General features: G+C 58.5%; 10 protein-coding genes. 5 read left to right on the top strand and 5 right to left on the bottom strand.

What is annotated here, in order from left to right:
* Positions 1–40 precede the first annotated feature (40 nt).
* A complete protein-coding gene (locus JCM17207_RS11625; RefSeq protein WP_238317793.1) occupies positions 41–922 on the top strand; it encodes a LysR family transcriptional regulator in 882 nt (293 codons plus the stop codon).
* Between the two features lie 76 nt (positions 923–998).
* Here JCM17207_RS11625 and glgB read toward each other — a convergent pair whose 3' ends face one another.
* A complete protein-coding gene (glgB, locus tag JCM17207_RS11620; RefSeq protein WP_238317792.1) occupies positions 999–2798 on the bottom strand; it encodes a 1,4-alpha-glucan branching protein GlgB in 1800 nt (599 codons plus the stop codon).
* A gap of 146 nt (positions 2799–2944) precedes the next feature.
* Between glgB and JCM17207_RS11615 the strand changes: the two genes are divergently transcribed.
* Entirely contained in the window at positions 2945–3514 is a 570-nt protein-coding gene (locus tag JCM17207_RS11615) for a TetR/AcrR family transcriptional regulator (RefSeq protein WP_238317791.1), read from the top strand.
* Between the two features lie 80 nt (positions 3515–3594).
* On the opposite strand, the gene JCM17207_RS11610 is transcribed toward JCM17207_RS11615, so the two are convergent.
* The 4 genes from JCM17207_RS11610 to JCM17207_RS11595 are packed head-to-tail and all read right to left on the bottom strand — an operon-like array spanning position 3595 to position 7707.
* Positions 3595–3981, bottom strand: a complete 387-nt coding sequence (locus JCM17207_RS11610) for a YbaN family protein (RefSeq protein ID WP_238317790.1) — start codon at positions 3979–3981, stop codon at positions 3595–3597.
* Positions 3978–4313, bottom strand: coding sequence for a nitrous oxide-stimulated promoter family protein (locus tag JCM17207_RS11605; RefSeq protein WP_238317789.1), 336 nt, complete (start codon positions 4311–4313; stop codon positions 3978–3980). The genes JCM17207_RS11610 and JCM17207_RS11605 overlap by 4 nt, the downstream gene beginning before the upstream one ends.
* On the bottom strand, positions 4313–5977 hold the full coding sequence (gene cydC / locus JCM17207_RS11600; protein WP_238317788.1) for a thiol reductant ABC exporter subunit CydC: 1665 nt from the start codon (positions 5975–5977) through the stop codon (positions 4313–4315). Before cydC ends, JCM17207_RS11605 begins: the two co-directional genes overlap by 1 nt.
* Positions 5974–7707: an ABC transporter ATP-binding protein/permease gene (locus JCM17207_RS11595; protein WP_373871965.1), complete on the bottom strand. Its 1734-nt coding sequence runs from the start codon at positions 7705–7707 to the stop codon at positions 5974–5976. Before JCM17207_RS11595 ends, cydC begins: the two co-directional genes overlap by 4 nt.
* A gap of 747 nt (positions 7708–8454) precedes the next feature.
* On the opposite strand from JCM17207_RS11595, the gene JCM17207_RS11590 reads away from it, so the two are divergent.
* From JCM17207_RS11590 to JCM17207_RS11580, 3 genes are read left to right on the top strand one after another with little or no spacing between them, the layout of a single operon-like run.
* A complete protein-coding gene (locus JCM17207_RS11590; protein WP_238317786.1) occupies positions 8455–10146 on the top strand; it encodes an RND family efflux transporter in 1692 nt (563 codons plus the stop codon).
* Entirely contained in the window at positions 10146–10895 is a 750-nt protein-coding gene (locus JCM17207_RS11585; protein ID WP_238317785.1) for an ABC transporter ATP-binding protein, read from the top strand. The genes JCM17207_RS11590 and JCM17207_RS11585 overlap by 1 nt, the downstream gene beginning before the upstream one ends.
* Complete coding sequence (locus JCM17207_RS11580) at positions 10892–12091, top strand: ABC transporter permease (protein ID WP_238317784.1); 1200 nt, start codon at positions 10892–10894, stop codon at positions 12089–12091. Before JCM17207_RS11585 ends, JCM17207_RS11580 begins: the two co-directional genes overlap by 4 nt.
* Positions 12092–12110 lie beyond the last annotated feature (19 nt).

Below are 12110 nucleotides of genomic sequence, written 5' to 3'. Positions count from 1 at the left end.
ATTATTGATCAAGAAAAGTTATCAACTGGAGGGAGTTTCCGTGACGTTACAACAGCTGCGGTGTTTTACCGCCGTCGCCAAAAACCTCAACTTCCGTCGGGCCGCCGAGCAGCTGTATATCTCCCAGCCCGCCGTCACCCGCCAGGTTCAGCTGCTGGAAGCAGAGCTGGGCGTTCCCCTGTTTCAGCGGGTCCAGCGGCATATCGTCCTGACCGACGCCGGGCGCAACTTTTACAGTGATGCGGTGGACATCCTGGACCGGGTGGAATTTGCCCGGCAGCGGGCAAAGCAGGCCGCAGTCTCCGGGCCCACCCTCCACATCGGCTGTGAAAGCAGCATCCAGATCTACCGCCTGCCCCAAATCTATGCCCTCTACCGGCAGGCCTGCCCCGAGGTCTTTATCAGCAACACTGAGGTAACCCATACGGAACGGCGGGAGCTGCTGGCCAGCGGCCAGCTGGACGCCGCTTTTATGTCGCGGATCTGTGTTTCCGACACGGTGGGTCTGTCTTATGCCTCCTTATTCCACGGGCACTTTTGCTGCGTGGTACCGGTGGGCCACCGGCTGGCAGAATATCCCACTCTCTCTTCCCGGGATCTGGAAGGCGAGGTGCTGATCCTTCTGGATGCTGTCCACTGCCCGCCCGAAATGGACGCCATCCAGGCCCAGCTGCTCCGGGAGTGCCGGAACGTCACCCTGAATTTCAGCGGTTCCTCCCTTTACACCGTCCCCATGATCGAGGGCGGGCTGGGGATCGCCGTCATGCCCAACTTCGTCTGCCCGGCCTCTGATAAAATTCGCCTGATCCCCTTTGAAACGGAAAGTGATATCGAATATGGCATTGCCTGGCATTCCGGCGACCCCTCCGACAAAGTCCGAAAGTTCATCCATGCCGCCCGCACTGCCTATGGCACACTGTGAGAATCCATCCCAAAACAACAGAAAGCCCCCGGCCTTTTCAGCCGGGGGCGGGTTTGTTTATGCGATTTTAAATGATTTAATCTTCCTCCACCGCGAAACAGAGCCCCGAATAAGGGGCCAGGGTGAGCTCCACCCTCCCCTCCTCATCCAGCAGAACCGGGTCCAGGTCCTCCGGTTCGCTGCCGTTGAAGGGCTCCCAGTCGGTATAGAGCAGGGGCCAGAGGGCCCGGCAGTGTTCCACCTGCACCGGGCAGTCCTCCAGAGCCTGATTGGAGAAATTAAAGAGGAATACCAGCCGCTGTTTTTCGCACCGGCGCTCAAAGGCAAAATAACATTGCTCCTCCTGCCCACAGTCCAGCCAGGCAAAACCCTCGGGCTGATAATCCGCCTGCCAGAGAGCCGGGCAGCGCAGATAGAGGTGGTTCAGCTCCCGCATAAAATGGAAGAGCGCGTCGTGGATGGGGTATTCCAGCAGGTTCCAGTCCTGCTGGCGGCTCTCGTCCCACTCCCGGAACTGGCCGATCTCGTTGCCCATAAAGTTCAGCTTTTTGCCCGGGTGGGCCATCATATACAGGTAAAGGGCACGAACCTGGGGGAACTTTTCCTCATAGTCGCCGTGCATCTTCTGGAGGATGGTGGCCTTGCCGTGGACCACCTCATCGTGGGAGAGGGGCAGCAGATACCGCTCGTTGGGGAAGTAGTGCATGGAGAAGGTCAGCTGGTGGGCCAGCCCCGGCCGGGTTTCCGGCGAGCTCTGGAAATAGGAGAGGGTATCGTGCATCCATCCCAAATCCCACTTGTAGTCAAACCCCAGTCCCCCCTCGTTGGCCGCCCTGGTCACCCCCGGGAAAGTGGTGGAGTCCTCTGCAATCAGAATCGCATGGGGTTCCAGATGCTTGAGGCCGCTGTTCATGGTCTGCAAAAACTGGATAGCCCCTTTGTTCTCCCCCCGGGCGGGGTCGCCCTGCCAGTAGATCAGGTTGCTGACGGCATCCATCCGCAGCCCGTCGATGTGGAACTCCCGCAGCCAATAGAGGGCCGCCGACTGCAAAAAGCTGCGCACCTCCCCCCGGGAATGCATAAAGTTGCAGCTGCCCCACTCGCTGCGGCCCACGGCCGTATTGGGGTATTCGTAGAGAGCCGTCCCGTCGTAGTTCCAGAGGGCGTAATCATCCACCGCAAAATGGACCGGCACAAAATCCATAATCACGCCGATCTGGTTTTGGTGGCACTGGTCGATAAAATAACGCAGTTCGTCCGGCGAACCATACCGGGCGGTAGGGCTGAAAAACCCGGTGCTCTGGTAGCCCCAGGATTCATCGCAGGGGTGCTCCGCCAGAGGCATCAATTCCAGATAGTTGTAACCGTTCTCCTTCAAATACGGGATCAGCTGTTCGGCCATTTCGGCGTAGCTGTACCAGTCGTCCGGCTCATCGGACCGCCGCACCCAAGAACCAAAATGAACCTCGTAGATGTTCATGGGCCGGCCCAGGGTATCACCCCGGCTGCGTATCCACTTGTCATCCCCGAAGCAGTAATTTTCCAGCGGGCAGAGGACCGAGGCGGTAGCGGGGCGTTTTTCGCTGCCGAAGCCATAGGGGTCGCAATGGTCCAGGGTTTTGCCCCCTTTGCCGGTGATCCGGTATTTATACCGCATCCCAGGCTGGGCGCCCTCCACCCGGCACTCCCAGAAGTTGCCGTCGTAGACCCGCTCCATCTCCTGTTCCTGCCAGTCGTTGAAATCACCGATCAGAGCGATCCGCTCTGCTTCCGGCGCAAAGGTGCGGAACACTGTTTGGCCGTCCATCTCCGGGTGCGCGCCCAAATATTTGTAGGCTTCAAACTCCTGGCCGGTATAAAACCCGTAAAAATCCATCTATATTTCCCTCTTTTTCTGGACATCAGTTGGTTTTCAGACTATAATGCAAGTATAAAAACAGTTCTTTTATTTGTACACCGGCATTTTTCGTCACTCGTCGGAAAAACAACTCTTTTCTAAAATTGTCGAAGGAGGGCTTGGCCATGGATCCGCGGATTAAAAAAACGCGGCGCAGCATCATCAATGCTTTTCTGGAGCTGCGTGCCCGAAAGCCATTGGAAAAAATCACCGTTAAGGAGCTGTGCGAAAAAGCGGAGATCAACAAATCCACCTTTTACACCCATTTCACCGATGTGTTTGATCTCTCCAACCAACTGGAAAGCGACGTGATCCGCCAGATTGTGGAGAATCTCCCCCATCCCAACTATGTGGTGGAGCAGCCCAAGGTATTCACCGAGGAGCTTTTCGCCGCCTTCCGCTCCCAGGCATCCATCACCGGCACGTTGTTTTCGGGCAGTCAAAGCGGCCATCTGATTGTTCAGCTGAACGCCGCCCTGCGGGAGCTGATCTTTCAGGCCTACCCCCAATACCAGGACGATCCTTTCTTCAACATCTACCTGAGTTATGCCATCTTTGGGGGGTACTACGCCATGCGGGAGAGCCGCGCCTACGATGAGCGAACCATCATTTCCGCCATCAGCCGGATCACCGAAAGCAGTTCAAAGATTCTGTTTGAAGAAGCGGCAGGCGCCCGCCCTGCCGAACACCCATAAGACGAAAAACAGGCCGTTCTCCCCTGCGCTCTATGCAGAGGGAACGGCCCTTTTCTTTATAAACGCCTGTGGCGGAAAGTTCACTCTTCCTGCCGAACCGGCAGTGTTTTGACGCCAAAAATGAAATAGAGAATGTGGAACGCCCAGACGCCGCCCAGGACGATCTGGCCCACCGGCACCTGATGCATCAGGACAAAGCCAACGCTCATCAGGGCTGTGACTGTGACCATAATCCGGATCTTGGCTTTTTTGGTCATCCCCTTGCCCTGGACATAGCTTTCCAGGTTTTCTTTATAAAGCCGGGTGCCGGTAAACCAGCGGTGAAGCCGCTGGGAACTTTTGCCAAAGCAGCAGGCCGCCAGCAGCAAAAAGGGGAAGGCCGGCAGCAGGGGCAGAACCGCCCCCAGGGCCCCTAGGCCCAGGCTGAGGCAGCCCACCGCGATGTAAAAAAACTTTTTCAGCTTCATGGTTCCCTCTCCAGTCGTCTTTTTTCCCGTTTGGTTTCGATCATGTGGCGGAGCACCGCCCCCGGGTGGCGGAACAGCATCCGGGGGCCGGCAAACCGCATCACTTCCCGAATCCTGGCCCGCATTTCGGGCTGATAGCAGTGGACTTTGCAGTTGGAGCAGAAGGTCTTGGTCTCCATAAAGGGGCACTTGTCGCTCCGCATCCGGGCATAGGCGTCCAGGGCGGCACACGCAGGGCAGAGACCTTTGCCCCCATGCTTCTTTTCGCAATAGAGGGCGATCATCTCGGAGACCATCGCCTTTTCCCTCTCCCGCTTGGATTGCAGGTCCATCAGCTCACCCTCCCGTTTTCCACCGAGTAGATCCGATCGGCCACCCGCATGGTAGACTCCCGGTGAGACACCAGCACCACCGTTTTGCCCCGGCCCTCTTCCCGCAGGGAGCGCAGGATCACCGCTTCATTCAGGCTGTCCAGGTTGCTGGTGGGCTCATCCAGCAAGATCAGGGGCGCGTCGTGCAAAAACGCCCGGGCCAGACCCAGCCGCTGCCGCTCACCTCCCGAGAGGGTATCCCCCAGCTCGCCCACCGGGGTGTCATATCCCTGAGGCAGGCTGAGAATAAAGTCATGGATGGAAGCCTTTTTACAGGCCGCGGCAATTTCCTCATCGGTGGCGTCCCGCTTGGCAATCCGCAGGTTGTTGCGGATGCTGTCGTGGAACAGGTGGGTTTCCTGGGCCACAAAACCTTCCAGCGCCCGGAGGTTGGCGGTATTGATCTGGTCCACGTCCCGGCCCGACAGGGTAATCCGGCCGGACTGGGTCTGCCAGAACCGCATGAACAGTTTCAGCAGGGTGGATTTTCCGCTGCCGCTCCGGCCCACAATCCCAACGATCTCGTTTTGGGGCACGGTGAGGCTTACTCCCTGCAAAATCGGCCCGTCGCCGTAGGAAAAGCCTACCCCCTCAGCCGCAGCCCCGGCAAACCCGGTCTCGCTCTGACCGGTGACATCCTCCACCACCGGAGTTTCCTCCAGGATATCCAGCACCCGGTTCCCGGCAGCAAAGGTGTTCTGAAGGGTACTGCCCAGGTTGGCCAGAGCCACCACCGGGCCGAAAGAACTCATCAGGGCCAGGGTGGGGATCAGCACTCCGTCAAATCCCACAGCCTGCCGACCATAGAGGGCCGCCGACGCCAGCAGCATGGCCAGATCAAAGAGGAGCAGCAGCGCGCCGGTGGCCGCACTGTTCCGCCCGGCGGTCCGCTTCAAACGCGCTTCATCGGCGGCCAGCTCGTCGGTGCGGCGGTTCATTTCAGCCAGCCGGGCCGAGCCCTGGCCGTACTGCTGGGTTTCGGGCAAACCCCGCAGGCTGTCCAACACAAAGCTGCTCAGGGCTCCGGTTTTGGTCCGCAGATGCAGCCCGTCCGCTCCGCTGAAACGGGAGGTCAGCACCGGCACCGCCACCCCCACTGTCAGATACGCCGCCAGAGCCAGCAGCCCCAGAAGCCCATGATACTGGCCGATGAACAGACACATTATCACCGAAAACAGTGCAGCGATCAGCGCAGGAGAGATGGTGTGAGCGTAAAAGACCTCCAAAAGCTCAATATCGGAGGTAATGACCGAGATCAAATCTCCTTTGCCCCGGCCTTCCAGCTTGGCGGGGCAGAGCCGCCGCAGGGCCCGGAACACCTTATCCCGGATCAGAGCCAGAAGTTTAAAGGCGATAAAATGGTTGCAGGCCTGCTCCCCATAGCGCAAAACCCCACGCAGAACCGCAAAAATCGCCGCACAGGCAAACAGCGCCCATAAAGGCATCCGCAGTGCAAAGCCCAGAACCGACAACACCGCATAGCCGCCCAAAATCGTGATAAAGGCCGCGCACAGATGGCCCAGAAGACCCAGCAAAACCGCCAGGGTCATATACCCTCCCAAGGGACGGACAAGCCCAATGAGCCGGGCCATTACAATAAAACCGCTTCTCTGTTCTTTCTTCATACAGCGGCCTCCTTCCGGTAATTTTCCAGGGCCTGCTGGGCGTTCCAGAGCCGGGCATAGGCGCCGCCCCGGGCCAGCAGTTCCGGATGGCTGCCGTGTTCGGCCACCCGGCCCCCCGCCAACACATAAATCTGGTCTGCATCCGCCACGTTGGCCAGCCGGTGGGAAATCAGCAGCACCGTTTTAGTCCGGGCCAGGGCCCGAATCTCGGCCATGATGACATTCTCGCTCTCCACATCGATGTTGGAGGTAGCCTCATCAAAGAGATACACCGGGCTGTCGTGGAGCAGGGCCCGTGCCAGCGCCAGCCGCTGGCACTGACCACCCGAAAGGTTGGAAGCTTTTTCGGTCAGCAGGGTATCCAGCCCCTGTTCACTGCGGAGGAAATCCGCCAGCCGGACACGTTCCAAAACCGCCCAGAGGGCGCTGTCGTCTGCATCGGGGCAGCCCATCCGCAGATTCTCTCGGACGGTGCCCTGGAACAGATAGCTCTGGTGGCTGACATAAGTGAAGTTTTGCAGCAGGCTGGCCTCCGCGATTTTATCAAGAGACAAACCGCCTACCGTAATCTGGCCGGTATAGCCCCGGCTCCGACCCATGAGCAGGGAGGCCAGGGTGGATTTGCCGCAGCCGCTCTCCCCTACCAGTGCCGTGAAGCTGCCCGCCGGGCAGAGCAGGTCCACCCCCCGAAGGATTTCCCGCCCCGGTTCATAGCCGAAGTGAAGCCCGCTGCACCGGATGGTGCAATCTGCGGGCATCGGTTTACCTTCCCGATCCGGCTCAGACAATTCCAGCAGCCGGAAAATCTTATCGGAGGCGGCCATACCATTCATGGCAATGTGGAAAAAACTGCCCAGCAGCCGCATGGGGAGAAAGAAATCCGCCGCCAGCAGCAAAATTGCCAGGCAGCCTCCCAGCCCCACCCGCCCCGCGCGGAACTGGCTCACCGCCAGAATCATCCCGGCCGCAGCGCCGCCGTAGGCAATCAGGTCCATGATGGTAATGGAATTGAGCTGCATGGTCAGCACCTTCATGGTGATCCGGCGGAATTTCTCCGATTCCCGGTTCATTTCCTCGTTTTTAAAGGCATCCGCCTGGTAAACCTTTAAGGTGGTCAGGCCCTGCAAATTTTCCAGGAAGGTATCCCCCAGGGCTGTATACTGGTTCCAATATTTGCTCAGCAGTTTTTTCGCCCAGGTTTGGACCGCCGCAATGGCGGCCGGAATCAGCGGCACGCAGACCAGCAGCAGCAACGCCGAGGGCAGGTTGACAAAACTGAGGGCCGCAAAAAGGGTCAGGGGGGCCAGCATTGCATAAAAGAACTGGGGCAGATACGCTCCAAAGTAGGTTTCCAGCTGGTCCACCCCTTCCACCGCCACCTGAACAACCTCGCTGGTCTGGACATGCTGTTTATAGCCCGCACCCAGCCGCAGGAGTTTCTGGTAGATTTTCTCCCGCAGAACCCGCTTGACGGCCCTGCTGGATAAATAACTCATTCGGGCCGCGCCGATGGCACAGCCGAACCGAACTGCCACCGCCCCCAGCACCACGCCTGCTGTCAGAGTCAAATCTTCTGCCAGAACAGTCCCCCGGTAAAGCCGCTCCAGCAAACGGCAGATGCTGCCAATCAAAACAAGGTTTGCCCCCAGGGCGCACCACTGGAACGCCACATTGGCGGCAATATACCGCCTGCTCTCGCCGACCATCCCGATCAGCTTTTTATTGATCATCATATCCTGTTCTCCCTTTTCCGCCGGCCGCACACCCTGAGATTGAGGCTGTAAAGGCCGAATGTTAGTTATAGCTAACATCGCTCATAAAATAACAGCAGCCGCAATTAGCGGCCGCTAACCATGGATAGAATATCATATTTCCCCAGCGGCGTCAACCCTCCGGGGCCTTTTACCAAAAGCTGCTCTATCTCATTATCCCGGTGCTTTTCAAAACAGACCAGCAGAGATCCGAGAGGACTCGTTTCTCGGAGAGCCCCTCAACAGGCCGCCGGCTGCCGATGGTATGGAATTTTGCAAATTTTTCTTGACCTTCCCCTTAGTGGAAGTGGTAAAGTCAGAGTAGTCCCCCGTCCACCGAGCCGGCCCGCGACCGTAGAAACAAGCCTTGGAGCATGCAGGACTGACGGACCTTTATTCGTATTCTATGGTATAGTGCCAGAGTCCTCATCAAGGAATGGAGGTTTGAATGGATCCCGCTGCAAGAAAAACCCGCAACGCAGGCCCCGGCCCGCCGGGCCAAAGCCCCAAACGACTTCTTAATTTGTGATAGATTTGTATGAAAATACAGAAATTGGTGAAAAGCTGATTAAATAAGGATGAAAAATTCGGTGTTCGACTTGTTTTAAGGTGGGACCGTGGTATAGTTTTATCATCGGGTCGTGCGCGCCTTGCGGCGCAAACGGCCCGTTTATCCGGCGGCAGATCCTGCCGCCGCGCCAGAATAATCAGGAGGTTTGTATTAGAATGCTGCGCAAGAAAAAGCCGGAAGAGCGGAGCGAGCAGGAGGTCCAGATTGAAATCGCGGCCTCAGATGCCCGCACCAGCCGCCCCTCGTTGTTATCCTTTTGTAAAAAGAACTGGAAGCGCCTCGCCGCCGGAGCCTGTGTGCTCGCGGTTGGCGCGGCAATTCTGGTCCCCAAACTCCGGGCCAAGCCCGCAGCCACCACGGCGCTGGATTATATTGAAACCAGCCCCGAGCGGCGAAACATCACCAACACCCTGAGCAACTCCGGCACCATCACTGCCGCAGACAGCTACAACGTCACCTCTCTGGTGCAGGGCACCGTCCTGAGCGCCGATTTTGAAGTGGGCGATTATGTTGAACAGGGCGAAGTGCTCTATGTCCTCGACAGTTCCGATGCCTCCAACGAGCTCGAGACCGCCCAGATCTCTCTGGAGCAGGCCCAGCGCAGCTACGACGAGGCGGTGGACGCCCAATATGTCCGCGCCCCTTCGGCAGGCACTCTGGTTTCCTTCTCGGTGCGGGTGGGAGATACGGTCCAGGCCGGTCAGGAGTTGGCCGTCCTGCGGGATGACAGCGTTATGCTGCTGACTCTGGAGTTCCCGGCCGTGGATGCCGCCTCCTTTGCCGTGGGCCAGAACGCCATCGTCACCCTGAGCGGCACGTTTGAGACGGTGCAGGGTGTGGTGGAATCCATCTCGGGCGCCGACCAGCTCAGCAGCTCCGGCAGTATTATGGCCCGCACCGTCACCATTGCGGTGACCAACCCCGGCAGTCTGACCACCGCCCAGGCCGCGGCCGCCACCATCAACGGGGTAGGCTCCCTCTCCTCGGCACACTTCAGCTACCAGCGGGAACAGAAAATCACCGCCTCTGCCGGCGGCACTGTGGCCGCCCTCTGCGTCACCCCGGGCAGTTCCGTCCGCGCCAATGACGCCCTGGTTCAGCTGTCGGACAGCGCGCTGACCAAGCAGATTCAGTCTGCCTCCAACAACCTGCGCAGCGCCCAGCTCTCTATGGAAAAGACCCAGCAGCAGCTGGACAACTATACCATTACCGCCCCCATCAGCGGCATCATCGTGAAAAAGAACGTCAAAGCCGGTGAGAAGATCACCACCGGAAGCAGTACTGACAACGCCCTGTGCACCATCTACGACTTGAGCTATCTGGAGATGACCCTGAACATCGACGAGCTGGATATCCTCTCGGTATCCGAAGGTCAGAACGCCGTGATTACGGTGGACGCCGTCTCGGGCAAAACCTTCTCCGGCGTTGTGACCAGTGTCCTGGTCACCGGCAGCACCACCGGCGGCACCACCACCTACCCTGTCACAGTTCGGATCGACGACACCGGTGAGCTGATGCCCGGCATGAATGCCACCGCAGATATCACCGTGGCCAATGCCGAGAACGCCCTCTCCATTCCCAACGCAGCACTGGTCCGGGGCAGCTATGTTCTGGTGACAAAGGACTCCCCCAGCGCAGCCAACGCCGTTGCCGATATGGTCGCCCCGGAGGGTTATGTCTATGTCAAGGTAGAAACCGGCGTCAGTGACAATGACTATATCGAGATTACCAGCGGTCTTGAAGAAACCGACACCATCGCTTACAGCGCTTCCGCTGCCACAGCAACCCGGGACGGTGAATCCTTTGCGATGGCAATCGGCCCCGGCGGTCCGGGAGGTGACTTCTGATGAGACCTCTGATTGAGTTTGACTCGGTCTGCAAGTATTATCAGATGGGCGACACCACCGTAAAGGCAGCCGACCACATCTCCATGAAGATCAATAAGGGCGAGTTTGTGGCCATCGTGGGGCAGTCCGGGTCGGGCAAATCCACCTGCATGAACATCATCGGCTGTCTGGATGTCCCCACCGCTGGCCGATACCGTCTGAACGGCCAGGATGTGGGCCGGATGAAATCGGAACAGCTGGCCGAGGTACGGAACAACCAGCTGGGCTTTATCTTCCAGCAATACAACCTGCTGCCCCGGCTCACCCTGCTGGAAAATGTAGAAGTTCCGCTGGTATACGCCAACGTCCCCCGCAGCGAGCGCCGCGCTCGGGCCAAAGCCGCCCTGGAACAGGTGGGGCTGGGCAGCAAACTCTACAACAAGCCCAACCAGCTCTCAGGCGGCCAGCAGCAGCGGGTGTCCATCGCTCGGGCACTGGTTCACGACCCGGCAGTATTGCTGGCAGACGAGCCCACCGGCGCTTTGGACTCCCACACCAGCCGGGAGGTTCTGGGGCTTTTGCAGGACCTGCACCAGCAGGGGCACACTGTTGTCCTAATCACTCACGATAATTCCATTGCCGTACAGGCCGAGCGGATCATCCGGCTGGAAGATGGCCGGGTGGTCTACGACGGGGATGCCCATGCACCGGATGCTGTGGTGCAGCCGGGGGCCCAGCTCAGCCAGCCGGGACGGGAGGTACGCTCATGATCTATGATACCTTCCGCCAGGCGCTGCAAAACGTCTGGAGCAATAAATTCCGCACCTTTCTGACCATGTTGGGTATCATCATCGGCGAGATGGCCGTGATTGTGATTGTGGGTTTGGGCAACGGAATGACCACTGCCATGAAGGACAGTTTTTCTTCCATCGGCACCAATCTGATCACCATTACCATCATGGGCCACGGCCAGCGGACAGCCGCAGTGGAGGACGTGGTGGCCATTGCAGAGAATAACCCTGAGTACTTCTCGGCAATCTCCCCCATGGTCTCCATCACCGGCTCGGTCAAGGTAGGATCGGATACCTACAGCCGGACCTCGGTGAATGGAGTGAGCGAGGATTACCTCTCCATCGACAACTATACCGTGGCTGAGGGCCGGGGGCTGCTGTATGTAGACCTAATGGAAAACAAAAAAGTCTGCGTGATCGGCGATTACCTCAACCGGGTGGCCTATGGCGGCAACGCGGTGGGGCAAACCATTAAAATTGGTGCCGACCGGTTTACCATTGTAGGCGTTCTGAAAGCCAAGGTGACCGATCCCAGTTCCCAGGAAGGCAGCGAAGACGACTATGTTTACGTCCCCTACACCACCGCCCTGCGGCTCTCAAAACAAAACACGGCAAGTTCCTATATTGCAGTTCTCGCCGACGAGAGCAAAGCCACGCAGGCCAAGAAAGTTTTCGAGCAGGGGCTGTATAAAATCTTTAACTCTGACAACGGATACTTTATTACCAGCATGAGCGAGCTGCTGGAAACCATGACCCAGACCATCAACATGGTGATTACCGTTCTGACCACCATCGCCGGCATCTCCCTGCTGGTGGGCGGCATCGGCATCATGAACATTATGATGGTCTCGGTCACCGAGCGCACCCGGGAAATCGGCATCCGCAAGGCGCTGGGCGCCAAAGAGCGGGTGATCCTTCTGATGTTCGTTGTTGAAGCGGCCACCACCTCGGCCCTGGGCGGCACCCTCGGCATCGGGATCGGCTATCTGATCTCCACGGTGCTGAACGTATTCCTCCCCATGGCGATCCCGGACATGAACCTCTCGGTCCAGCCGTCCCTGAGCTCCATCCTGGTGGCGTTCAGTATCTCTGTGGGCATCGGCATTCTGTTCGGTTATCTGCCCGCCAAGCGCGCCGCCCGGCTCAACCCCATCGAGGCGCTGCGGTATGATTAAGGAAAGAGAGGATATAACC

The organism is Faecalibacterium gallinarum, from assembly GCF_022180365.1.
GTDB lineage: Bacteria > Bacillota > Clostridia > Oscillospirales > Ruminococcaceae > Faecalibacterium > Faecalibacterium gallinarum.
The sequence above is the reverse complement of the archived record's forward strand: the minus strand, read 5'-3'. Positions and strand labels throughout refer to the sequence as shown.

Coding starts and splice junctions, on each gene's coding strand:
- JCM17207_RS11580 (WP_238317784.1), top strand. CDS start 10,892: ATGATCTATGATACCTTCCGCCAGGCGCTGCAAAACGTCTGGAGCAAT.
- cydC (WP_238317788.1), bottom strand. CDS start 5,977: ATGAAGAAAGAACAGAGAAGCGGTTTTATTGTAATGGCCCGGCTCATT.
- JCM17207_RS11585 (WP_238317785.1), top strand. CDS start 10,146: ATGAGACCTCTGATTGAGTTTGACTCGGTCTGCAAGTATTATCAGATG.
- JCM17207_RS11605 (WP_238317789.1), bottom strand. CDS start 4,313: ATGGACCTGCAATCCAAGCGGGAGAGGGAAAAGGCGATGGTCTCCGAG.
- JCM17207_RS11590 (WP_238317786.1), top strand. CDS start 8,455: ATGCTGCGCAAGAAAAAGCCGGAAGAGCGGAGCGAGCAGGAGGTCCAG.
- glgB (WP_238317792.1), bottom strand. CDS start 2,798: ATGGATTTTTACGGGTTTTATACCGGCCAGGAGTTTGAAGCCTACAAA.
- JCM17207_RS11595 (WP_373871965.1), bottom strand. CDS start 7,707: ATGATCAATAAAAAGCTGATCGGGATGGTCGGCGAGAGCAGGCGGTAT.
- JCM17207_RS11615 (WP_238317791.1), top strand. CDS start 2,945: ATGGATCCGCGGATTAAAAAAACGCGGCGCAGCATCATCAATGCTTTT.
- JCM17207_RS11610 (WP_238317790.1), bottom strand. CDS start 3,981: ATGAAGCTGAAAAAGTTTTTTTACATCGCGGTGGGCTGCCTCAGCCTG.